Source organism: Carnobacterium iners (genome assembly GCF_900177385.1).
GTDB lineage: Bacteria > Bacillota > Bacilli > Lactobacillales > Carnobacteriaceae > Carnobacterium_A > Carnobacterium_A iners.
This window is the reverse complement of record NZ_FXBJ01000002.1, coordinates 1-25016: the sequence shown is the minus strand read 5'-3', so window position 1 is coordinate 25016 and position 25016 is coordinate 1. Positions and strand designations below refer to the sequence as shown.

Below are 25016 nucleotides of genomic sequence, written 5' to 3'. Positions count from 1 at the left end.
CAAATGACTTTTTTTCTGTTACTAAATAACTTGGATATCTAGAAGTCTACTCGCATTAACCTATGATTGAAACCGCTAAAATGCTATACTAAAGTTAATTTAATTTTTCAAAAGATGGAAGTGATCAGTTGTCTCAAAACTATTCAACGACTTTAAATACAAGACCGTTTATGTATAATGAAACAAAATTAATAGTTACTCTAATGGTCTCAGGATTGTCTGAAACTGAAATTAAAAATAAGGTGCTACAAGATAATATTTTTCAATTGACAAGTTTAGATAGAGCTGGGAGGTTTTATCGTGAAATCATGAAGCGCATAGATAATCTAGATGAGTACTTAATAGAGCGGTTTATTAACGCGGATTCTTTGACTTCGAGAGCTCTGCTTTTGTATGCTATTTTAAAAAAAGATACATTATTTTTTGAATGGATGAAAGAAGTTATATTTGATAAGTTCTTGATTATGGAAAGAACCTTATCTAAACAGGAGACTGACTATTTTTTTGAATTAAAAAGTGAACAATCTTCTACGGTAGCAAATTGGACACCGAGTACTAAAAAGATATTAAGAGATAGTTACCATCAAGTTTTGAAAGATGCAGGTATGCTAGTGGAACTGGAAGGGTATGCGTATTTGCAGCCGCTAGTAATAGAGTTACAAGTGGAGAACTATTTAATTGAGTATAAAGAAAAGCAAGTAGTTGAAGTCATGTTAGGAGAATCCTTAGAATGAGAGATATCGCAATAAGAATGGATGAATTAAAAGATAAAATAAATGATTCTAAATTTCTTGCAAATAAAGGTTTAGGTAACGAAGTTGGTTTTTATATTTTTGATTATGATCCAAAGGACGAATTAATCGTTAGAAATTATGTACCTAACTTAAAGAAATTTTTAGAAAGAGAAAATTCGAATTTTAAAGTTCAAATCTTTGATTTATATGAGATTATTCTTTTATTTTTTGAACAACGGGGTTATTTAGATAAAAACTTTACTATGGAAGGAAAAAAAGGAAGTAATGATTTATTCGATAAAATGAGGAAAGCCTTAAAGATTGCGACTAATAATGACTGGATTGTCAGGTATATAGAAGAGCACTTAGAAAAAGAAGCTATTGTGTTTATCGTAGGGGTAGGCAAAGCTTATCCGATTATTCGCTCCCACGTTATATTGAATAATTTACAAACAGTTGTAGAAGATATACCATTAGTTTTATTTTATCCTGGTACTTATGAAAATGGTAAGTTACAGCTATTCAATAAGTTTACAGATGATAACTATTATCGGGCTTTTAAAATAACAGAAAATTAAAGAGAGAAAGGAGGGTATATTATGAAAGCACAGCACAGCACAGCACAGCACAGCACAGCACAGCACAGCACAGCACAGCACAGCACAGCACAGCACAGCACAGCACAGCACAGCACAGCACAGCACAGCACAGCACAGCACAGCACAGCACAGCACAGCACAGCACAGCACAGCACAGCACAGCACAGCACAGCACCAGCACAGCACAGCACAGCACAGCACAGCACAGCACAGCACAGCACAGCACAGCTTGAAAATTACTTTAACAGTTTAAATAATTTTAAAAACGAATGTTATTATTTTGGAAAAATTAAATATATGAATAAAAAAGTTATAGAAAATTTCTATGACTCTATTTGTCTTGTCCAAAAAAGTAATTTATTATTTTTATGTTCTAATTCATCACCCTAAATAAGATTTTTTATAAACACAATTAAAATCTTACTTAGGAGTGAAGGGAAATGAAAATAGAGCAGTTATTTAAAAAAGACATCAATCGTGAAATTCAAGGTGTTATTAAGATAGGTAAGAAAGAACAAGATAATATCAGACAAGAGTTAGAAGAATATGTCGTCACGGAGGAATTAACCAAAAACTTTGTGACTTTTTTCAAAGCTTATAACCGTTCATTGGAACAATCAACCGATAAAGTAGGAACGTGGATTTCTGGTTTCTTTGGTTCGGGTAAATCGCATTTTCTTAAAATATTGTCTTATCTGCTAGATTCAACTGTAATGATTGATGGCAAGCGACCCGTAGATTTCTTTGAAGACAAGATTACGGATCCAGACTTATTAGCACTAATGCATGACGTATCTAATGTGCCTAGTGAAGTCATTTTATTTAACATCGACTCAAAATCGGAAGCAGATAGTAAACAAAATAAACTTGCTATTGTAGAAGTTTTTAATAAAGTGTTTAACGAGATGCGTGGTTATTCAGCAAGTATTCCTTGGTTAGCACAATTAGAGGAGACACTTGATAGAAGTGGACAATACCAAGATTTTAAACGTTATTTTGAAGAAGAAACAGCACTAAGTTGGGAAGATGGCAGAGATGAGATTTTCTTTAATATGGATGAAGCAATCCACGCATTAGAAAAGGCAACAGAAATGTCAGAAGCAAGTGCCCGAAGTTGGATTGAAAATGGAGAAAATAATTATAGTATCTCTGTAGATAGTTTTGCTAACCGGTTGAAAAATTTTGTTGATCAACAAGCAGAAAACTATCATTTAATTTTTGCAGTTGATGAAGTTGGTCAGTTTATATCCGATAATACTCAGTTAATGTTGAATCTACAAACGGTAGTCGAAGATTTAGGAAAGTTATTGAAGGGGAAAGTCTGGGTATTAGTAACCTCTCAACAAGATATTGATAGTTTAACAGAAGATATGTCTGTTAGAGATTTTTCGAAAATACAAGGTCGATTTAATACTCGAGTTAGTCTAAGTAGTGCCAATGCAGATGAAGTTATCAAAATTCGTTTACTTGAAAAAACTTCTGTTGCAAAAGAAACACTCGTGTTGACTTATGATGAGCAAGAAGCCGCGTTAAAAAATAAATTAGAATTTGAAAATACGGCTACTATGCGTTTTTATAAAGATCGAGTAGATTTTTCTGATGTTTATCCTTTTATTCCTTATCAATTCAATTTATTGCAAAAAGTTTTTACAAGTATTCGTGAGCACGGTTCAGCTGGAAAGCACTTATCAGATGGAGAACGAAATTTATTGGAATCTATTCAACAAGCGACAATTGGTATTAAAAATAAAGAGATTGGTACTTTAGTTCCTTTCCAGACATTTTACGATAGCATTGATCAAGCACTTGAAGCGTCTGTTCGTTCAACAATCATTAAGGCTTATCAAAATGAGAGTGTGGACTCTTTTGATGTAGATGTATTGAAATTACTTTTTTTAATTCGTTACATTGATGAGATGCCTGGGACAATCAAAAATTTAACAACCTTAATGTTGAGTAGTATAAATGAAGATACGATTTCATTGAGTAAGAAAATTAGTGAATCTCTCTTACGCCTACAAAAAGAGTATTTAATCCAGCGAATGGGCGATAAATATCTATTTTTAACAAATGAGGAACAGGATGTTAACCGAGAGATTAATCGGATTCAATTGCCTACTTCTGAGTTGATTTTAGAAGCTGGGAAATCTATTTTTGATGAATTAATCACTATGAAAAAATATACCTATCAGCCCTTTGAAGATAGGAGAACTCTTCAGTATCTATTTGATTTCTCACAATGGATTGACGAACGTGCTGTTCGAAATGGACAATTAGATATGGGGATTAAAATCGTTACCGCTTATTCGGAGTATATGGAAGAACCAGAAGTGGTGGCTTTATCTCAAAGAGAGACTAAGATTATTGTTCAATTGCCTCGAGAAGAGGACTTTGGAGAATTGCGCTATTATCTTAAGATTAATCATTACTTAAGAGGACAGTCGGCAAAAACGAAAACACCTATTATCCAAGAAATTCATTTACGTAAGGCAAATGAACGAGGACAATTACAAACTCAAATCAAGTTAAAACTTCAATCAGCAATTGAAAATGCAAAAATTTATATTAATGGTTATCTCATTGAAGCGACCGGGACACCAGTAAAAAGAATAGAAGAAGGGTTACGCTCTCTAGTAGAGTCACTTTATTCTAAGATAAATTATATTGCTGTTACTCATACGAGAGAAGAGTTAGAAAAAATCATTCTAAACAAAGAAAGACAGTACCTCGATGATGAATACGACTATGAAAATGTATTAGCCACCACTGAAATAGCTAGTTACTTGAATCAACAGCACCAACGTCAATTACTGATTACATTAAGAGAAGTGATTCAGCGCTATCAAGCAGTTCCTTATGGTTGGAAAGAATTGGATATTTTAGTTTGTCTGATTCAATTAATGAAGGAAGAAAAAATTCACTTAACTTTAAATAGCCGTAAATTTGATGCTCAAGAACAAGACTTTTTGAAAAATATATTAAAAAAAGAGACGCAAGAGAAGTTAGTATTGTCTGTACGAGAAGTTATCTCCCAACGTAAGATTCAAAGTGCTAAAACAATTATGTCGACGTTATTTGGTCTGAATAGTATTGGTGAAAAAGAAGAAGAGATGTTTGTTTTTATCGCAAATCGTTTTAGCAAGGAACAAAAAGAAATGGAGCGATTGAAGCTAGAATACCGCCATGCTAACTTTCCGGATAAGACATTAGTTGATGTTACGATTAAACAGCTGGATATTCTTGTTTCGATTGAAGATTCGACAGCGTTTTTTACTTATTTAGCAGAAAACGAGGAGCGTTTAATCGAGCAATATGAAGAATTACAAGATATCAAAGCCTTTTTTAAGTCGAATCAAAAAGAAATTTATCTGGATGCTAAAGAAAAATTAGCTTTGTATGATCAAGATAAAAATTATTTGAATAATGACGAAATGGATCATTTAATGAACACAGTAGCAGATATTTTAAGATTATCTAGACCCTATCGAAGAATGAAAGAATTGCCTGAATTAATTGATCAATTTAACAGAGAGATTGTTCAACAATTAGAGACTGTCTCACAACCTATTTCTGATAGTATCGAGCAAGATCGACGAGATATTGCAAAAGAAATAGCTGGTTTACTTGATTACGCTAGTATTGAACGCATTCAAACGACCTTTAATTTTAAAATGAATGATCTTGAAAAAAAGGTTGATAATTCCAATACTGTTGGCAAGCTTCAAGCATATAAAGGCGAAAGCAACGAAATTAAAGTAGTAACCTTGAGAGCAATCGAGTCTGCTAAACGTATCATCTATGATGAACAAGAGGCAGCGAGAAAAAAACAAGTAGAGGAACAAAACAGAAAAAATAATCTTGGTTTAATAGTCGAAGAAGCTGAAAGTACGCATAAGGTTTCCTCAGCTGGAAAAAAATCAGAAACTAAGACTTTGGTCAAAGCAGAACGAGCATTAATTATGCGCCAAACAGAAATATTGCCTCGTCAGGTGATTGAAATTAGAAACGAAGAAGATATTGACCAGTACTTGACTATATTGAAAGGTAATTTGATGAAATCATTAGCAGACAAATATGTTGATTTTATCAAATTATCGTAAGGGGCAATATAAATGGATAAAGCAGCTTTACGTAAATTCGCCTTTCAAGCACGCAATAAATTAAAAAAGGGTGTGCAACAAAAAGCCTACAGCTACGGCATTATGGCTGATAAGATTACACCTATCATAGAATTAACAGATGGTTTGGTTGTGAATGGAACAGTTATGGGTAAAGAGCAGTTAAAGCAATACAATCATTTGAAAAATCGCTTAGTTTTTGATGGATACGACCAAGTGATGGACGAAGCAGCGTATACTTGGTTCAACCGAATTGTTGCTTTACGGTTTATGGAAGTGAATGGTTATCTACCAATCCGGATGTCGATTCTTTCTTCGCAAACGGCTGGTAAACTAGAACCAGATGCTCTAACTGCTATCTTAGAATTAAGTGATGAATTAAATCTAGATAGAGAATTAATTTTTAAATTACAAGATGAAAATAAGTCTGAGGCTTTGTATCAATATTTATTAGTCAAACAATGCAATAAATTAGGCGAGATTATCCCTAATGTGTTTGACTATATCTCAGATGACTTAGCTTTATTGCTGCCAGATAATCTATTAGCAGAAAATAGCATGATTCGTGACATCGTCAATATGATTGATGAAGAAGACTGGAAAGATGTTGAAATTGTTGGCTGGTTGTATCAATTTTATATCTCTGAGCAAAAAGATCTCGTTTTTGCTAATTTAAAGAAAAATAAAAAAATTGGTAAAAACGATATTCCAGCAGCAACGCAACTATTTACACCGCGTTGGATTGTCGAATATATGGTGGATAACTCACTAGGAAGACTATGGTTAGAATCTCATCCAGATGAGAACTTGCAAGAATCCTTATCTTATTACCTAGAAGATGCTGAACAAACAGCAGAAGTTCTAAAACAACTCGAAGACTTAAAAAATCCTAATCTTACTATTGAAGAGATCGAATTTTTAGATCCTGCTTGTGGATCAGGACATATTTTAGTCTATGCCTTTGAGCTTTTTTATAAAATCTATTTATCGCGTGGTTATTCTGAAAGAGAAATTCCTAAGTTGATTCTTGAAAACAACCTATTTGGATTAGATATTGATAGACGTGCAGCGCAACTAGCGACTTTCGCGGTTATTATGAAAGCTCGCTCGTATGATAAACGCTTATTCAGTAGAAAGTTTGCTGTTCATATTCACAGCATCGAAGAAAGTAATGAAATTACTCAAGAAGACGTTTATTTATTTGCTAAAGATAATGAGCAACTCCTTCAAGCAACAGAAACTTTAATAGAAACATTTAAAGATGCAAAATTGTATGGGTCAATTATTCAAGTTCCTGAGATTGATATCAGTCAAATTAAAAAACAAATGGACTACTTTAAACACTACGGTGAGATAGATATTTTTACCAGTGAACTAGTAGAGTATACATTGCCACTAGTAGAAGATTTATTAAATCAGTACAAGATACTAGCTAATCAATACGAAATAGTCGTAGCTAATCCACCTTATATGGGGTCTAAAGGAATGGATCCAAAACTTTCAAAATATGTGAAGAAATACTATCCAGATGAAAAAAGTGATTTGTTTGCGGTAATGATGAAACGTATGGAAGCTTTTTCTTTAGACAATGGGTTTATTGCTAACGTTACTATGCAATCATGGATGTTTTTATCTTCTTATGAAAAGTTCAGAAAATCAGTAATTAGTAATTATAGTATTGTAAACATGACTCATATGGATAATATGGTAATGGGAATTGCCTTCGGAACCGTAGCAACAATATTTAGAAACAAAATTAATGATTACAGAGGAGTATTTAATTATATAGAGTATGAAGACATAGAAGACAATAAGCCTATATGGTTTCCTGTAAAAGAACATAGATATACTGAGCAGTCTACTGACATATTTGCTAGTATCCCCGGTATTCCGATTGCGTATTGGGCAAGTGATAAATTAGTTAATATCTTTAAATATACCCCATTAGAAAAATTATCTAATACGAGACAAGGTATGATTCCTGGTAATACTAATGAATTTCTCCGATATTGGTTTGAAGTGTCTATTTATGAAATAGGCTTTAATCATGAGAAAAGTGAGGATATTTTATTATATGGAAAAAAATGGTTTCCTTATAATAAAGGAGGAGCATTCAGAAGATGGTATGGAAATGTAGAGCATATTATAAATATGGAAAATGATGGTTTTGATATAAAATATTCAGGAAAAAATAATAATTACAGATTACGAGATCCTAAACTTTATTTTAAAGAAGCAATAACATGGTCTAAAATAAGTAGTGGGAAAATTTCTACTAGGTATATGTCTCCAGGTTGTATGTTTGATATTGCCGGATGTTGTATTTTTATATCAAAAGATGAATTGAAATATATATTAGCATTTAGTAATAGTATTGTAGCTTCAAAAATTTTGAGTTTTATTAGTCCAACTATGAATTTTGAGGTAGATCACATAAAAAAACTACCTATTCTTATAAAAGAAGAGAGTAAAAATTTGATTGATAAAAAAGTGTTTAAGAATATTAATATTTCAAAAGATGATTGGGATTCTTTTGAAACTTCTTGGGACTTCAAAAAACATCCGTTTTTATATTGTAAAAGTACTTTGATGGAATCTTCATTTAAATCTTGGGAAGAATTTACAATAGGGCAGCTTAATCAGTTAAAAGCTAATGAAGAAAAGTTAAATCGCATCTTTATTGATATTTATGGGTTGGAAGATGAGTTAAGTCCAGAAGTAGAAGATAAAGATGTAACAATTCGAAAAGCTGATAAAACAAGAGATATAAAAAGTTTCTTATCGTATCTAGTGGGTATTATTTTTGGTCGTTATTCATTGGATGAAGAAGGATTAGCTTATGCTGGTGGAGAGTGGGACGCAGCGAGTTATAAAACATATCAACCTGATGTAGATAATATTATTCCTGTAACAGAAGAAGTTTTATTTGATGATGATATTATCAATAAGATAGAAGAATTAGTTAGCATCCTTTATGGAAAAGAACCGTTAGAAGAAAACCTTTTATTTATAGCCGAAGCACTAGGTAAAAAAGTAAATGAATCTTCCGTAGATTGTATTCGTCGTTATTTCATAAAGGATTTTTATAAAGATCACTTAAAAATGTATAAAAAAAGACCGATTTACTGGATGTTTAGCAGTGGGAAACGTGGAGCTTTTAAAGGACTAGTCTATTTACATCGCTATGACCGCGATACAATTGCACGTATCCGAACAGATTATGTCTTGCAACAAAGTAGGACATTGGATAATTTAATCACTTTAGAACAACATGTAGTAGATGATGAGAATGCTTCTAGTCAGTCAAAAGCTGCTTCATTAAAAGCAATTGAAAACTATCTAAAAGATAAAACAGAAATTGTTCAGTATGCAGAAGTACTAGACCATATGGCTAAACAACGCATAGAATTAGATTTGGATGATGGAGTAAAAGTAAATTATGAAAAGTTCCAAGATGTTGAAGTAGTTAAAGATCAAGCTGGGAAACTAGTGAAAATGAATCTACTTGAAAAAATATAAAGATGGGAAGAGGCAGTCTAATGGCACAAGATATTATTAAGAAAATTCAAACGTTCTTTCACTCGCCTCTTCAAACAGGTGAGAAAAGAAAGATTCTGTATTTGTATGATGAAGACGAACAGTATGACGAACAGTTAACTGAATGGAGTAAGGAAACTGCGTTATTTGAATTACTTAAAGTAACGGATCACAATTATTTTCAAATTCACTATCACATTGAAAAAGTGATGGCGGATAAAAATATTGTCTTGTATTATACAATTAAACGTCCTAATGACCAAGAAAATCCTATGTTGGGAGTTCTATTGTATAGCTATGAATTAAAATTGGATCAAGATAGTCAATTATATGCGGCTATCGGAATAGATTCAACTAACGAGGCCTTAACCGATTTAGCTAAACAGTACCAGACCTTTTTCAAATCTAAAGAACGAACAACTAAATTTAAAAAGTTCTTTCAGCAAATGATAACTCAAAATCAAGAAACAATGGAATTCTGTATCTTAGCTGTACTAACCAAAGCGAAACAGCCTGATTGGACTAACAGTTTGATTGAATTATTTGCTGAGTCTGTTAAAGGTCAGACTATGCGTTGGAGTGCAATTGAAAAATTTGGTAATAAGGATCGTTTTTGGCGGTTAATCAATCGTCTATTTGGCTTCAACTTGTCAGCAAGTAAGACCGGAAAATTATCTATCGAGACCTTAATGGAACAATTGTTTATCACTCATTTAGCTAGTGAATGGCCAGAAGAGTTTCCTAAAGCATTTGAACCATTTGTATTGCCAAAAGTAAATCAAGCGATTATTTTTATCAATCAATGGATGAATTTAAGAGACCAGCAACTAAGTTATATTCAAGTAGCTGACCAATTAGAAAAAGAATTAGGGATTAATCAATTATTCAATCAAGAGTCATTGGCTAACGTGACTGAGGTTCAAACGTTCCAATGGTTTGATAATTACCTTATTCAACAACTAGCTTCTCAGTTAGCTAATGGTGGGATAGACTATGATTATTATGATCAGTTGATTGCACAAAGAAGGGGGAAGTTTTGGTACAAGGACTACCGTACAGCTTATCATGCATTGCGCTGGAGTCTGAAACTAGTTAAAGCTGTAGATGAGATGACTAGTCTGCTTGCTAAGATTCATGATAAGCATTTATTTTGGCAAATGTATCAAACAAACTTTTATAAAATAGATCAAGCTTATCGTAAATTTTATTTTTACTCTGATCAATTAATTCATTTAAATGATTCATTTGAAGACTTAACATTAACTGTTGAAAGGCATTATCACCAGTTGTTTTTAAAAGAATTTGCAGCAAAGTGGGACCAGTTAGTGATGCAAGAAGCTAGGTTAAGCAGAAAGGATATCACTCAGCAAACTCATTTTTATTCTGATGAGGTAGCTTCTTTTGTCGAACAAGATAAAAAAGTTATTGTGATTATATCAGATGGACTGCGTTTTGAAGCTGGTCAAGAACTGTTTCAGCGTTTGTTAGAAGATAAACGGTTTACTGGTGACTTATCATCAATGCAGACAGCTTTACCCTCTAGTACGGCTCTAGGAATGGCTGCATTATTGCCACATCAGCAACTTGCTATCGAATCGACGGGTGAAGTTAGAGTAAATGGGTTATCCACCGAAAGCATAGTAAAGAGAAATGAAGTCCTTCAAAAAAATAGTTCAGATAAAGCTCTGGCTATCAGTTATGATGCAGTCAATCAGTTAAGTCGAGATGAATTGCGCTCTGAATTTTCGGGAAAAAAAGTGATTTATCTTTACCATAATCGAATTGATGCAATAGGCGATCAAAGAATCACTGAGAATGATGTTTTTGCGGCTGTTGAAGAGACCTTACAACAACTAAAAAGACTATTCATACGTCTAACAACGGAAGTAAGTGCTGCACAGTTATTTGTGACAGCTGATCATGGTTTTTTATATAGTAGAAGTACCATTCAATCAACTGAAAAAGTGCAGTTAATAACTGAACTTAAAGGAACTAGTTACAATAAACGTTTTATCTTATCAGAACAAGAAAATCCAACACAAACAGGATTAAGCTTCTCTTTAGCAAACCAAATTAGCACTAATAGACACGTTCTTATACCAAGAGGGATCAATCGATTTTCGTTGGCAGGTGGAGGATATCAATACGTTCATGGAGGACATTTGCCTCAAGAGACAATGGTTCCTTTATTAAAAATTAAAATGGTACGCGGACGGAATGATATACCGCAAGTCACGGTTAATTTATTAAGTCAAACAAGAACGCTGACGAATAGCGTTATTTGGTTGGAGTTTTTACAACTCGATCCTGTTTCAGAAACTCTCAAAGAAAAACGGCTAAGTGTCTATTTTGAGGATGAAATAGGCAATAAATTATCTAACGAACAAGTAATAATCGCAGATAGTAGAAATGAATTGAGCCAAGATCGGATTGTACGTGAGAAATTTATATTATCAACTATTTCATATCAACAATCATCTAATTATTATTTAGTTATGAAAAATAGTAAAGATATAAAAGATGTTACAAAAGAGCGATTTAAACTTGATATAGTAAGAGAAATAGAATAGATAAATACCACATTGTATAAAAAGAGCAGTGTGGTATTTTTTAAATTTAAGAAAAAATCATGATATACTAATACAAAAAGGAGTAGAGATTTTGAAAATTATTACTTGGAATTGCAATGGGGCATTTAGAAAGAAATTCCAATATTTAGACTCTTTTGATGCTGATATTTATATTATTCAAGAATGTGAAGATCCAGCAAGAAGCAATCATGATTCTTACATTAAGTTTGCAGAAAATCATTTATGGATTGGACATAATAAGAATAGAGGATTAGGTATTTTTGCAAAGAAGGAGATAAAACTTGAAGACAATAATTGGCCATCTTTTGGGTTAGAGTATTTTATCTGTTGCAAGATAAACAATACACCTGAATAATTCATACCTTTAATTTTTTGTTGTTTTTAATCAATTAACACACTTTTTTCAAATTTTTTTCAAATTAACGTTTAATAGTTTTACTTTTTGGTACTTAATTCATTTATTTATTGGTTTCTCATTAAGAAAGTACGAATTTTGGGCATAGTTGGTCCTTGGTTTTGATTGGTTTTTTTTAAAAAAATTAAGGAGTTTTTAAATATAATGCCGAATCCTTTGGATTCGATTAAAGACGGCATAAAACTCCGCTTGATAAACATGCGAACTAGAAATTTTTAGATACATTTCTCTCGCAGTACTCACTAGTTTGCCAGCTACTTTGAATAAGCGAAGACGAATCGTATTAATTTGAAGTCCTTTATAATTTTTATCAAAACAAGTTGTACGCAAAAAATTGATTAGGTTGTATGCAAGGACACTTATCATCATACGTGCATGATTTTCAATAAATTTAGGGCTATCTGTCTTATCAAAATAGAAACCATTTTTTGCTTCTTTAATGTAGTTTTCCATAGCACCACGCTTTTTATACGTCTTAAAAACTTGTTTTGATGAAATATTTTCTGAAAAATTTGTGACAATAAACGTATGCTTGAAAAGTAATTCACCTATTTCTCGAATGGATTGAATGCATACTCTACGCGGTTTAGACCAAGACGCTGCTTGATAGGAAACGGAATAATAGTATTCTTCTTTTTCATTCCAAGGATAATTATCGTCGTAATACACAAACTCTTCTGCTAATCGGTATAAATTATTATTATGTTTTAGGCGAATGACAAAGTTTGACCCATATTCTTCGCATAACTCATAAATATCAGGTGTTGCAAATCCACTATCTCCACGCACTAAAATATCTGTCGTAGGGACTGCTTGATTGTAATGATCTAATAACGGTTCAAGAAACTCTTTAACTCCTTTAGACGTGTATTGATTTCCTGAACGAAGTTTAGCTTTTAAAAAATCGCCCGTTAATCCACCGAATGCGACTAATGGATGATAACCGTTTGTTCGATAGTGGGCATTATAATCTGTTTGTTCCTGAATACCGAAGGTATCAGAGTGTGTAGAATCCAAATCAATAATCATATTCATATCATTGCGAACAAATCTCGCTTGGTCAATTAATGTTTGATTAAAGGTTTGTAAATCATTAATCGTTTGGTCTGTAATGCGATCAAGAAACCGAGAGATAGTCGGTTGAGAAGCCAAACACTCTTCTTGTAATAGAGTTTGTAATACTGGATCATATTGTAAGATAGTCGCAGACGAATCAGCTTTATAGCCAGCAATTAGTTGAAGAATTAGTTGTTTTAAAATTTTATGGTTAGTGTGTTTCCAATAGCGACGATTTTCATTATATGAAATGAGTTTTTTTGACAATTCTTCAAAATGAAAAGTATCCATTAATTCATCAACTAAAATTAATCCTGAATCACTCGATAAACGACCACCTGTATGAGAGACATATAAATGGTTATTGAATTTCATTGCTTTTTCTTGTAAAGTAATCATTGAGAGAACCCCTTTCTATTGGTTGGTTGTGATGATATAACCATAGCAGAAAGGGGTTCTTTTTTCATCACCTAATGGGTGATAAAGCAAATTAGTTTAAACGCTGTAAAATCAACATCGATTAGTATTTTTAGAAAAGCTATGAATTATTCAGGATACATTTGATTTATTAGGAATATGGGGGTGCAATAATTATATAGAAGATATCTATGTTTACTTACAAATCTATAAAAAACAGATAAGAAACACATTAATAGGTGGGGACTTTAATAGTAACGCCATCTGGGATGAAAAATATAAACGACGAACTCATTCAGGGGTTGTAGATGAACTGGCATCTATTGGTTTGGTAAGTACTTACCATTCCTTAACAGATACTGTCGCTGGATCAGAAAAATATGCGACATATTATATGTATCGTCATAGTCATCGACCTTATCATATTGATTATTTTTTTTGTAAGAGAGAATGGGTAGACAACCTGACTATTGGTATTTATAAAGATTGGATTTTGCATAGTGATCATATGCCTATTTTTTTAGAGATAGACCGTGAGAATAGGGTTAAAGAAGAGATGGAAAGTGTAGACTGAAAAATAGAATTTTATTGAAATTTAGACTTAACGAATTTATAAAAGATGAAGTTTCCTTATACTAAAAGATGCGAGAGTACCAAAATCCCCACCATCTACTACCAGCAAGAGTTGATGTTTCCTTATACCAAAAGATGCGAGAGTACCAAAATTACCTAACGTACCGTCTGGAGATATTCCGAGTTTCCTTATACCAAAAGATGCGAGAGTACCAAAATTATCTTTGTAGACTTGTTCGCTACCACTAAGTTTCCTTATACCAAAAGATGCGAGAGTACCAAAATAAGTGATTGTGTTTGACGGTTTAAAAGAAGTTTCCTTATACCAAAAGATGCGAGAGTACCAAAATATCAAGGTGTGGTAATAGAAAACCCGTTAGTTTCCTTATACCAAAAGATGCGAGAGTACCAAAATCCAGACGTTCGCATGATTGTTCAGAAAAGAAGTTTCCTTATACCAAAAGATGCGAGAGTACCAAAATTGGACGTACCGCCTCAACTTAATAAGTTTAGTTTCCTTATACCAAAAGATGCGAGAGTACCAAAATGTCAGATAGCAGAAAATCGGAACAGATGATGTTTCCTTATACCAAAAGATGCGAGAGTACCAAAATTATATCCGTTTTAGATCAAGCCGAAAAAACGTTTCCTTATACCAAAAGATGCGAGAGTACCAAAATTAATCAATAAAATAGCTTTAGGTGGTCACTGTTTCCTTATACCAAAAGATGCGAGAGTACCAAAATATAATCCAGAAAGAAAAATGCAATTAAGACGTTTCCTTATACCAAAAGATGCGAGAGTACCAAAATCCAATCCAATTCAAAGTTAATCTCGTCCCAGTTTCCTTATACCAAAAGATGCGAGAGTACCAAAATACACTGGGGATCAATCGTTGTTATGGGAGAGTTTCCTTATACCAAAAGATGCGAGAGTACCAAAATAACCTTGTTCAACGTTTTCATCTGCAACAAGTTTCCTTATACCAAAAGATGCGAGAGTACCAAAATTGCTATTATATGCACGATCAAAGTATAAAAGTTTCCTTATACCAAAAGATGCGAGAGTACCAAAATCAGGAGCCCTTCCTACAGGGCTACCTAGAGGTTTCCTTATACCAAAAGATGCGAGAGTACCAAAATCAACGTTATCAAAAGCACAATTTGAAGATGGTTTCCTTATACCAAAAGATGCGAGAGTACCAAAATAGCACAAAGCTGGAATATGATAGCAATCGAGTTTCCTTATACCAAAAGATGCGAGAGTACCAAAATAATGCTTCGTTTTTTAATTCAAACATAACTGTTTCCTTATACCAAAAGATGCGAGAGTACCAAAATCCTAAGGTAAGCTTTCCCCATCGGGGTGGTGTTTCCTTATACCAAAAGATGCGAGAGTACCAAAATAATCAAATACGTTACTAAACAGATGAATGAGTTTCCTTATACCAAAAGATGCGAGAGTACCAAAATATTAAGAAACCGAAAGCATCTTTCAATCCAGTTTCCTTATACCAAAAGATGCGAGAGTACCAAAATGGATTGAATTGGATTTAAATCAATTACTTAGTTTCCTTATACCAAAAGATGCGAGAGTACCAAAATCTGCAGACTTGACCGCCATACCAACAAGTGGTTTCCTTATACCAAAAGATGCGAGAGTACCAAAATTGAAGTAGTAGAGTTAGGAAGCAACAAAAAGTTTCCTTATACCAAAAGATGCGAGAGTACCAAAATAGGAATCGAAACAATCAAAGAGTTACAACGGTTTCCTTATACCAAAAGATGCGAGAGTACCAAAATCCACGTTATCAAAAGCACAATTTGAAGATGTGTTTCCTTATACCAAAAGATGCGAGAGTACCAAAATTACGCTAAGTTCCATCTTCATTCCTTTATTGTTTCCTTATACCAAAAGATGCGAGAGTACCAAAATTAAGGGTGGGTTTAGGCATTGTTTTAAGATGTTTCCTTATACCAAAAGATGCGAGAGTACCAAAATACGCCACTTTTGTTAATGCTATTAAACAGAGTTTCCTTATACCAAAAGATGCGAGAGTACCAAAATACGTATCACCTTTCGCCTTATTTACCTTTAGTTTCCTTATACCAAAAGATGCGAGAGTACCAAAATTGGTGGAAACAAAAAAATGTTTATCATCGTGTTTCCTTATACCAAAAGATGCGAGAGTACCAAAATCGAACTACGAAGAAGAAAAAAAATAAGTATAGTTTCCTTATACCAAAAGATGCGAGAGTACCAAAATAATGCTAAGTCTCAAACTGATTTAAAAGGTGTTTCCTTATACCAAAAGATGCGAGAGTACCAAAATCTTTTACAGTATTAGACAAGGAGACAATGAGTTTCCTTATACCAAAAGATGCGAGAGTACCAAAATACCTAAGATCTTCGGAGTTGAGACTATCAAGTTTCCTTATACCAAAAGATGCGAGAGTACCAAAATAACATATACAAAGGCAACTCAATTTAATTGGTTTCCTTATACCAAAAGATGCGAGAGTACCAAAATTACACTAGATGATTTAGACCACCTAGAAACGTTTCCTTATACCAAAAGATGCGAGAGTACCAAAATGTATTAGGATAACCAAAAGCCTCCATTAAGGTTTCCTTATACCAAAAGATGCGAGAGTACCAAAATGCAATACAACAAAAATGAAGACATGAATGAGTTTCCTTATACCAAAAGATGCGAGAGTACCAAAATCCACCCATTGCCATGAATATAACTTCTTCTGTTTCCTTATACCAAAAGATGCGAGAGTACCAAAATCTTATAGTAAAACAATGCCTTCTCGAATATGTTTCCTTATACCAAAAGATGCGAGAGTACCAAAATCTTATAGTAAAACAATGCCTTCTCGAATATGTTTCCTTATACCAAAAGATGCGAGAGTACCAAAATGCCTGTATAGATAAGCCTAGAACATCAGCTGTTTCCTTATACCAAAAGATGCGAGAGTACCAAAATCATTGGCTGAAGATGTTAAGTTGCAAAGATGTTTCCTTATACCAAAAGATGCGAGAGTACCAAAATATCAACAGCAGAAAAGAGTATTCTCATACTGTTTCCTTATACCAAAAGATGCGAGAGTACCAAAATACGGGCTTGATAAAACTTACAAAGAAAGAGGTTTCCTTATACCAAAAGATGCGAGAGTACCAAAATCACACTTATGCTGTTTTGCCTATACCTAAGGTTTCCTTATACCAAAAGATGCGAGAGTACCAAAATACATTTAAACGCTAAACCTGTTGTAAAAATGTTTCCTTATACCAAAAGATGCGAGAGTACCAAAATAATACAGTAAAATGATTGGATAGTATTTTTGGTTTCCTTATACCAAAAGATGCGAGAGTACCAAAATGGATATGAAATCAATGACGATAACAGAAAAGGTTTCCTTATACCAAAAGATGCGAGAGTACCAAAATATATCAACACTCCTTATCCGTTATGATTATGTTTCCTTATACCAAAAGATGCGAGAGTACCAAAATCGAGTAATAGGTCTCGTTGCTACTGCTTTAGGTTTCCTTATACCAAAAGATGCGAGAGTACCAAAATTTAGATCCGTTAACAAAAGTAGTCGGACTACTGTTTCCTTATACCAAAAGATGCGAGAGTACCAAAATATATGAGAGTGTCGGGTCTATATTAAAATCGGTTTCCTTATACCAAAAGATGCGAGAGTACCAAAATAGAGTTAACAAATCACCAATGAAGATAACTGTTTCCTTATACCAAAAGATGCGAGAGTACCAAAATAAGGTTAACTCTAGTAAACATGCTATCATTGTTTCCTTATACCAAAAGATGCGAGAGTACCAAAATACTTTAAAAATAAATCAATGGTCAATCCGAGTTTCCTTATACCAAAAGATGCGAGAGTACCAAAATCCATTGAAAGCTAAACAGATTGAAAAGATTGTTTCCTTATACCAAAAGATGCGAGAGTACCAAAATAGAACAAACAAAAAAAAGTTTGATGTTAAAGTTTCCTTATACCAAAAGATGCGAGAGTACCAAAATGATGTTTTTAAATTATCAGAAATGATTGATGTTTCCTTATACCAAAAGATGCGAGAGTACCAAAATGATGTAGTAATTGATTATATAACTTCAGAAGTTTCCTTATACCAAAAGATGCGAGAGTACCAAAATACTAATTAAACTCAATCAAGAATGTAAGGTGGTTTCCTTATACCAAAAGATGCGAGAGTACCAAAATAACTGAACAAGAAAAGCTATATTATATTAGTTTCCTTATACCAAAAGATGCGAGAGTACCAAAATTGTTTGGCATTTTAAACAGTACAATGACAGTTTCCTTATACCAAAAGATGCGAGAGTACCAAAATACTGACTGTCCTGTATCTTGTGCAACCTTAGTTTCCTTATACCAAAAGATGCGAGAGTACCAAAATCCATCGCCGAGGCTAACGGGGTAGGCATGGGTTTCCTTATACCAAAAGATGCGAGAGTACCAAAATCTATTGAACTTCAAATCGAGCTGTTGAATCGTTTCCTTATACCAAAAGATGCGAGAGTACCAAAATCGTATCTGCCTCTAGGCATTTTGACAACCAGTTTCCTTATACCAAAAGATGCGAGAGTACCAAAATTATAAGTAAATATTTTCTATCACAACCACACGGTTTCCTTATACCAAAAGATGCGAGAGTACCAAAATAGTAGCCTGAAGAAAACAAGTTAAATACTTGTTTCCTTATACCAAAAGATGCGAGAGTACCAAAATACAGTTGAAGGAACTTATGACGCATTAGATGTTTCCTTATACCAAAAGATGCGAGAGTACCAAAATCTTTATTTGTGGATAACGCTATCCTTTTTTGTTTCCTTATACCAAAAGATGCGAGAGTACCAAAATACTCCTGCATACATTAAACCTGCAGCAAAGTTTCCTTATACCAAAAGATGCGAGAGTACCAAAATCGTTCAATATTTGTTAGTTTCTTCTCGAAAGTTTCCTTATACCAAAAGATGCGAGAGTACCAAAATAGGGGCTGGAATGACAGACAATCAACCATCGTTTCCTTATACCAAAAGATGCGAGAGTACCAAAATGGTTCATGGTTAACAGTTGACCGTACACTGGTTTCCTTATACCAAAAGATGCGAGAGTACCAAAATTCCTCTTGTATACCAAGTGAGACTATAATTGTTTCCTTATACCAAAAGATGCGAGAGTACCAAAATAAAGGAGTGACTTTAGGTTTTCTTTTTGCTAGTTTCCTTATACCAAAAGATGCGAGAGTACCAAAATAGGATGCTGTTACTGTTTTATCTTTTGACCGTTTCCTTATACCAAAAGATGCGAGAGTACCAAAATGACATAGTATCTATTTTTATACCAGAATTAGTTTCCTTATACCAAAAGATGCGAGAGTACCAAAATCGTCTTTTCTCAAAATAATTGAATGAGCTTGTTTCCTTATACCAAAAGATGCGAGAGTACCAAAATGGTCCAGAAAACCTACCTATGGAACCAATGGTTTCCTTATACCAAAAGATGCGAGAGTACCAAAATAGATTAAATATTTTGACGGAATGGCATACCGGTTTCCTTATACCAAAAGATGCGAGAGTACCAAAATACATGGAATATGATATTAAAACATATAGAGGTTTCCTTATACCAAAAGATGCGAGAGTACCAAAATCATTATTGTAGTATAAGTACTTTGGGTTTGGTTTCCTTATACCAAAAGATGCGAGAGTACCAAAATCAGTTGCTTTTGAGATAGCATAAGTAGAAAGTTTCCTTATACCAAAAGATGCGAGAGTACCAAAATAATTTTTGAAACTGCCTAGCTCCATGTTCGGTTTCCTTATACCAAAAGATGCGAGAGTACCAAAATGGTACTTGACAGGAATGAAGAAGGTGAACCGTTTCCTTATACCAAAAGATGCGAGAGTACCAAAATAAGTTATTCCGTTTAGAAACGCCACCATAAGTTTCCTTATACCAAAAGATGCGAGAGTACCAAAATAGATACAAGTGACGCATTAAGCAGACACGTGTTTCCTTATACCAAAAGATGCGAGAGTACCAAAATTATCAGCTAAAAAGCTAAGAGATAAATATGGTTTCCTTATACCAAAAGATGCGAGAGTACCAAAATCAATCATACCGTTTAGTGGCGCTTTAGCTAGTTTCCTTATACCAAAAGATGCGAGAGTACCAAAATGGGTCACCATATTGAATTACTTCAAGAGGAGTTTCCTTATACCAAAAGATGCGAGAGTACCAAAATAGCAGTACAAGAATTGATGACTCACGATGAGTTTCCTTATACCAAAAGATGCGAGAGTACCAAAATCACTTAGTATACGTTTACCTGCACTAGCAAGTTTCCTTATACCAAAAGATGCGAGAGTACCAAAATGTTACCGACTACCATTTGATATTGAAAACGGTTTCCTTATACCAAAAGATGCGAGAGTACCAAAATGTGACTAGTTGTTTTTTGTAAATCAATCTTGTTTCCTTATACCAAAAGATGCGAGAGTACCAAAATAATAAGTTGCTACAATCCGAAACAGGTGAGGTTTCCTTATACCAAAAGATGCGAGAGTACCAAAATTCCTTTTGAAGCATTTTGACTTCATCTACTGTTTCCTTATACCAAAAGATGCGAGAGTACCAAAATGATGTAAGTGTAGAATAGTAAAACAAATAAGTTTCCTTATACCAAAAGATGCGAGAGTACCAAAATGGATTATGGTGGTCGTGGCATTAGTTACTGGTTTCCTTATACCAAAAGATGCGAGAGTACCAAAATCAATGGTGGAAACACTAGTTATCAAAGAGTCCTTATCTGTACCAAAATACCAAAAGATGCGAGAGTACCAAAATACCAATTTAATTATACCTTATCTTGTATTAAATTTTCAAAATATTTTTTTATATTGGCTGTAACTGCAGTTAGATCAACTATTACAGGAGTATTGGTAAGAATAAAAAGTGAGTAAACATAGATAAAAATAGATAAGTTATCCACAGTTTTTAAAGATAAAAGAACGGTTTCTTGCGCGTACTTATCCACAAGTATCATATACCAATTACAAGCATGTTGAAATGTTTCTTCAGACCAACTAGAAGGAATTTTTGAGATTAATTGATCTTTAACAGCATAACAAATAGTTTTATTTCTTATTTTTCTTTGTAAACAATATTGGTAGGAAAAAGAGAAGGATTTTCTGTTTGAATAAAATAGAGAATCCCATTAGGAGACTGTTGAAGGTAATAAATAAAATGTTCTAATTCCTTATCTGAAAGCACCACTTCAGGAAATTGTATATAGATAATTAATTTTTTATCACTTATTGATTCTTCTAATACATTAATTTGAAGAATTAATTTTTCATAATGAGATAGTTGAGCAGAATTTTTTTTTGAAAAAGATAAGCTAGTTTGAATCCATTTTTTATCGAAAGGCAACAAAGTGTAGTGAGTTGTGTTTGTTTTTTGTTGAGTATTTAAAAAATCAACTTCTTCAATCAATTCTTCCCAGCTTTCAACTAATTGTTTATAAAATGGAGAAAACTCAAGATTAGTCAAAAATTCTTTTTCTTGTCGAATTAAAGCTTTCTCTAAACTAATAAATTTTGTTGGATCATTTGGAGAAAGAATTTGGAATAGAAAGTCTCTTCTTGGAATCAATGTTTGGTTTTCAAAAAGGTTTATTTGTATACCTTTATAGCTGAAGTAATCGCTAAAATATTCAACTAATTGACACCATTCTTTTTGCTCACCTTTTAAAATAGTCACTTTATCAACTAAGAATGAAGTTACTCGTACAGAGTCTTTAATGTGCCATTCCTTCATAAAATCACCATCGGATCTTCGGTAATAGCTTTTTCAGTAAGGGTTTTATCACCAACAAGCAAAAACATATTGCTGTATTGTTTTTCAGTCACAGCCATAGCCCGAATAGAACCATGTTTTGGGAGGTTATTTCTTAACCCCATCATATAATTATCTAAACTTGATCGATTTGGGAAAATTTTTGCGTAGACTGAAAATTGAACCATTGTAAAACCGTTATTAATTAAATACTTTCTGAATCTTGAATAAGTTCGTCGCTCACTTTTTGTATTCATTGGCAAATCAAAAAATAAAACTAAACGCATAATTCTATAAGGAGATGCCATTGGCAGGGTAAACCAATAGTTCGGTATTATTCTCATTCATTCCTTTAATAAAAGATTGAACAAGTATTTCAATCGCGTTCAGAATAGTTTGTTTTTGATTGCCAATCAATAGTTTGTTATTGCTAATTAAGTGAACAATTTTTTGTTTAGTTTTTAAGTCTAAATAAGTATCTTCTTGGCACATAATGCTGATCCATAAATCAATGACAGGACGAAAGGGTTCAATAAGGTCATCAGCTAAATTAAAAGCATTGTATTGGTTGTAATGCCCAATACCAAAAGAAGGTTGTAAACCCGAAGCCACAATTGTTCTAGCAACGGTTGAACGAAGGACAATATAACCATAATTTAAACCAGAGTTAATTCCGTCAAAGCTGTCTCGATCCCTAGTAAAGGAACTTCCAAACAACGTTTTAAAATAAAGTTTAGCAGCATGACCTTCACGATTCGTTTGATCAGAAAAGTTAACATCATCAGAATAACGATGCATTGCTTCAATTGAAGTAGAATCTTTTCTTAAATGAGCTAATACGGAAGCTTGATTCGCTATTTTTATTTGAATAATTTTTTGCCACATCAAGCCTTTCATTTCAGTAGACCATTTAACTTGCCTTTCCAGAACTCTAGAAGACTGATGATGACTATGAGGAGAAAGAGCATAAATATTGGGTAAGTGTTTTTCATCACAGAAAATTAAGAGAATATGGTAATCTGCTAATTTATTTAGCAAGCGGGCAGTTACAACGGTTTGCTGGTTATCGACAATGATTGTATGAATATCAGTAAGCGGTATCAAAATTTCCGTATCTTCTCGAATAACTTTTAAATTATCAAGATACAATCTTAAGTAATCAGATTTTTCAATATAGACAACACGCCAGCTCATTATTATCACTCCTTTTTCCAGAGTTATGTACAAAAAAAGCCCCATAAATGGGGCGATTTCGGCATAAAGCCTTATTTTGGTAGGTCCTCGCGACCCTTTGGTATAAGGAAGTCTTCCGTCGAAGACACCCTTATTATAACAAGGTTTATATATTTTGTAAACCCTTTATTAGAATTTTTTTCTTAATGTTATTCTTTTAAATAAGGACTAAATATTTCTATATCAATTGGATATTTGTTACCAAGAATATCGGTATTATATTTTTTTTAAATAGTGCAAGGTACCAACTGCAATAAACTGTTGTTTATTACTTTAAAAATAATATCTTCTATTTCTATTTTATTTCCGCGTGGCATAGCATCACCTTTAAATAACTTTTCATAATGAACGATTTTTTTAGTCTTTTCTTTAGTTGTTTCGTCTTCACAGTTTCTAATTTATCGTAAGAAATCCTGTCATTTTTATATAAACTAAATTGAAATCCATAGCTATCATCTATTCTTTTATAGGGAGCATTACGACCATTTTCTCCATTATATAGATTCATATCAAGAGTATAGATACCATCTACTTTCTAAACCAATTATAAGGTACTCCAAGGTATTTGTAGTTTCCATCTTCATTCATGTAAATATCCACACGAATACTTTTTCTACTTAATAAAACAACATCATTTTTAGCATCTTTAATATTTATTTGAAATATTGACATGGATACCTAGTTTTCTATCTAGATACTTCAAGCTTTTAACTGGTACTTTTCCGTCTTTTAAAATAAAGCCGTGTTCTTTGTAAAAAATCTTGGAAAGGATTGTCCGCATGACTATGTTCTTCCATGACTTTTTCTGATTAATTTCCAAGTTTTCTCATCATGTTGGGCCATTAAAAAAGATCAGAATCTTTTTCGATTCTTTTTTTGAGAGCTTCATAGCCTTTCTTATCCAACTGATAAATATTTTTTACTTTCCCGACAACGTATGTTTCATCATCTTTTTTCGCGAGTAGAGTAGATGGTTTGATTAGACATTGTCCGATTGGGTTTACGATCAACTTTATGTGAATACTTAATTTTGTCCTGGTAATTTCTTAATGAGCTAACAAATTTAAGTGAGTTGTTGTCGAAAACTTGAGAGGCATTGATTAGTTCACCAGTTTCTGTATCAACGGCCACACCTTCAATAGTAAAAGTTGTTTGTTTTCAGTTGCTTAAATAACGGCATTCGACCAACACGGCAACGATCAAGGCATCGATAGCATGATGAAAATGACCTGCATCACGATCTTTACGCATGTTTGTTCGTTTTCTTAATGCAGCAGTGAAACTTCCACGAATCGATAAGACACCTGTTGGAATAGCGTTATTTGATAAAAAGTACGAAGCGAGCTAGAAAAAACTCCTCATAGCGTACTGGGTATCAACTAAATTCCGATTAATAAAGTCTTTTTGGACTTCCTCATCGTGTTGGACATCTCGTTGTTCTAATAAGTAGCCTAATTTTTTATTGCTAATTCGACGAGATTTAAATAAACTCAAACAATCAGCTTTAAACTCAACAAAAGAGCGTGTCGCTTTGCCACTTTGGAAATATTGGAAAGGGGTTAATTGGCCTTTTAATTGATTTTCTGCATGGTAAACGAGTACTTTATTTTGTTGGCTATCATCAAAGGAATAAGAAGTGGAATGATATGGTCGACTTCAAAACGCGTAAAATCATAAACAATATCAGAAAGGGCGATAGACTTACCAGAATAACACACATTTTCCATCTTGAACATCCATAATTTTAACGCTAAATGTTGCTTGCCATTTAAATACAAGTCTTTTTAAATTCTTCACTTCAAGTAGATCACAAATCTTTTTCTCAAATTTTCCTTGGTTCCTTTGGAAATT

Annotated in this window: 16 protein-coding genes, 1 pseudogene and 1 CRISPR repeat array; of the genes and pseudogenes, 8 read left to right on the top strand and 9 right to left on the bottom strand. The window is 33.2% G+C overall.

Annotated features, from left to right (window positions below):
- Positions 1–128: 128 nt before the first annotated feature.
- From B9Y54_RS00245 to B9Y54_RS00215, 7 genes are all read left to right on the top strand, one after another.
- Positions 129–734, top strand: coding sequence for a DUF1819 family protein (locus B9Y54_RS00245; protein ID WP_085558468.1), 606 nt, complete (start codon positions 129–131; stop codon positions 732–734).
- Positions 731–1312 carry a DUF1788 domain-containing protein gene (locus B9Y54_RS00240; RefSeq protein WP_085558467.1) on the top strand — a complete coding sequence of 194 codons (582 nt, stop codon included), beginning with the start codon at positions 731–733 and terminating at the stop codon, positions 1310–1312. Before B9Y54_RS00245 ends, B9Y54_RS00240 begins: the two co-directional genes overlap by 4 nt.
- 21 nt (positions 1313–1333) lie before the next feature.
- Positions 1334–1723: a hypothetical protein gene (locus B9Y54_RS12590; RefSeq protein WP_234987758.1), complete on the top strand. Its 390-nt coding sequence runs from the start codon at positions 1334–1336 to the stop codon at positions 1721–1723.
- A gap of 50 nt (positions 1724–1773) precedes the next feature.
- Positions 1774–5433 carry a BREX system P-loop protein BrxC gene (gene brxC, locus B9Y54_RS00230; protein ID WP_085558466.1) on the top strand — a complete coding sequence of 1220 codons (3660 nt, stop codon included), beginning with the start codon at positions 1774–1776 and terminating at the stop codon, positions 5431–5433.
- 12 nt (positions 5434–5445) lie between these two features.
- A complete protein-coding gene (pglX, locus tag B9Y54_RS00225; RefSeq protein WP_085558465.1) occupies positions 5446–8970 on the top strand; it encodes a BREX-1 system adenine-specific DNA-methyltransferase PglX in 3525 nt (1174 codons plus the stop codon).
- A 20-nt stretch (positions 8971–8990) separates the two neighbouring features.
- On the top strand, positions 8991–11558 hold the full coding sequence (gene pglZ, locus B9Y54_RS00220; protein WP_159446027.1) for a BREX-1 system phosphatase PglZ type A: 2568 nt from the start codon (positions 8991–8993) through the stop codon (positions 11556–11558).
- A gap of 91 nt (positions 11559–11649) precedes the next feature.
- On the top strand, positions 11650–11934 hold the full coding sequence (locus B9Y54_RS00215; protein ID WP_085558463.1) for a hypothetical protein: 285 nt from the start codon (positions 11650–11652) through the stop codon (positions 11932–11934).
- Between the two features lie 195 nt (positions 11935–12129).
- Here B9Y54_RS00215 and B9Y54_RS00210 read toward each other — a convergent pair whose 3' ends face one another.
- The gene (locus B9Y54_RS00210; RefSeq protein WP_085558462.1) at positions 12130–13449 is read right to left on the bottom strand and encodes an IS1380 family transposase; all 1320 of its coding nucleotides are present in this window, start codon (positions 13447–13449) and stop codon (positions 12130–12132) included.
- Between the two features lie 346 nt (positions 13450–13795).
- Here B9Y54_RS00210 and B9Y54_RS00205 point away from each other — a divergent pair, with 346 nt between their 5' ends.
- Entirely contained in the window at positions 13796–14041 is a 246-nt protein-coding gene (locus B9Y54_RS00205) for an exonuclease/endonuclease/phosphatase family protein (protein WP_085558461.1), read from the top strand.
- Between the two features lie 50 nt (positions 14042–14091).
- Positions 14092–20942: direct repeats of the CRISPR family, unit length 36 nt; unit sequence GTTTCCTTATACCAAAAGATGCGAGAGTACCAAAAT.
- Positions 20943–21239: 297 nt separating this feature from the next.
- Here the strand turns inward: B9Y54_RS00205 and B9Y54_RS00200 are convergent.
- The 8 genes and pseudogenes from B9Y54_RS00200 to B9Y54_RS12225 all read right to left on the bottom strand — a co-directional run bounded on the left by B9Y54_RS00200 (position 21240) and on the right by B9Y54_RS12225 (position 24892).
- Positions 21240–21914: a hypothetical protein gene (locus B9Y54_RS00200; protein WP_085558460.1), complete on the bottom strand. Its 675-nt coding sequence runs from the start codon at positions 21912–21914 to the stop codon at positions 21240–21242.
- Entirely contained in the window at positions 21911–22240 is a 330-nt protein-coding gene (gene cas2, locus B9Y54_RS00195; RefSeq protein WP_200805338.1) for a CRISPR-associated endonuclease Cas2, read from the bottom strand. The genes B9Y54_RS00200 and cas2 overlap by 4 nt, the downstream gene beginning before the upstream one ends.
- Entirely contained in the window at positions 22224–23126 is a 903-nt protein-coding gene (cas1, locus tag B9Y54_RS00190; protein WP_159446026.1) for a type II CRISPR-associated endonuclease Cas1, read from the bottom strand. The genes cas2 and cas1 overlap by 17 nt, the downstream gene beginning before the upstream one ends.
- Before the next feature lie 685 nt (positions 23127–23811).
- The gene (locus tag B9Y54_RS13075; protein WP_159446025.1) at positions 23812–23946 is read right to left on the bottom strand and encodes a hypothetical protein; all 135 of its coding nucleotides are present in this window, start codon (positions 23944–23946) and stop codon (positions 23812–23814) included.
- A gap of 61 nt (positions 23947–24007) precedes the next feature.
- The gene (locus tag B9Y54_RS13230) at positions 24008–24175 is read right to left on the bottom strand and encodes a hypothetical protein (protein WP_476727300.1); all 168 of its coding nucleotides are present in this window, start codon (positions 24173–24175) and stop codon (positions 24008–24010) included.
- A 148-nt stretch (positions 24176–24323) separates the two neighbouring features.
- Entirely contained in the window at positions 24324–24479 is a 156-nt protein-coding gene (locus B9Y54_RS13070; protein WP_420836109.1) for a hypothetical protein, read from the bottom strand.
- Positions 24480–24509: 30 nt separating this feature from the next.
- A pseudogene (locus B9Y54_RS13065) lies at positions 24510–24761 on the bottom strand (hypothetical protein); the annotation flags it as partial.
- The gene (locus B9Y54_RS12225; RefSeq protein ID WP_159446024.1) at positions 24737–24892 is read right to left on the bottom strand and encodes a hypothetical protein; all 156 of its coding nucleotides are present in this window, start codon (positions 24890–24892) and stop codon (positions 24737–24739) included. The gene B9Y54_RS12225 and the pseudogene B9Y54_RS13065, both read right to left, overlap by 25 nt.
- Between the last annotated feature and the right edge of the window lie 124 nt (positions 24893–25016).

Bases quoted from the DNA above. Each gene is read 5' to 3' on its own strand.
- B9Y54_RS00200 (WP_085558460.1), bottom strand. From the start codon at position 21,914: ATGAAGGAATGGCACATTAAAGACTCTGTACGAGTAACTTCATTCTTA.
- B9Y54_RS12225 (WP_159446024.1), bottom strand. From the start codon at position 24,892: ATGGAAAATGTGTGTTATTCTGGTAAGTCTATCGCCCTTTCTGATATT.
- pglX (WP_085558465.1), top strand. From the start codon at position 5,446: ATGGATAAAGCAGCTTTACGTAAATTCGCCTTTCAAGCACGCAATAAA.
- brxC (WP_085558466.1), top strand. From the start codon at position 1,774: ATGAAAATAGAGCAGTTATTTAAAAAAGACATCAATCGTGAAATTCAA.
- B9Y54_RS00210 (WP_085558462.1), bottom strand. From the start codon at position 13,449: ATGATTACTTTACAAGAAAAAGCAATGAAATTCAATAACCATTTATAT.
- pglZ (WP_159446027.1), top strand. From the start codon at position 8,991: ATGGCACAAGATATTATTAAGAAAATTCAAACGTTCTTTCACTCGCCT.
- B9Y54_RS12590 (WP_234987758.1), top strand. From the start codon at position 1,334: ATGAAAGCACAGCACAGCACAGCACAGCACAGCACAGCACAGCACAGC.
- cas2 (WP_200805338.1), bottom strand. From the start codon at position 22,240: ATGGCATCTCCTTATAGAATTATGCGTTTAGTTTTATTTTTTGATTTG.
- cas1 (WP_159446026.1), bottom strand. From the start codon at position 23,126: ATGAGCTGGCGTGTTGTCTATATTGAAAAATCTGATTACTTAAGATTG.
- B9Y54_RS00240 (WP_085558467.1), top strand. From the start codon at position 731: ATGAGAGATATCGCAATAAGAATGGATGAATTAAAAGATAAAATAAAT.
- B9Y54_RS13075 (WP_159446025.1), bottom strand. From the start codon at position 23,946: ATGCGGACAATCCTTTCCAAGATTTTTTACAAAGAACACGGCTTTATT.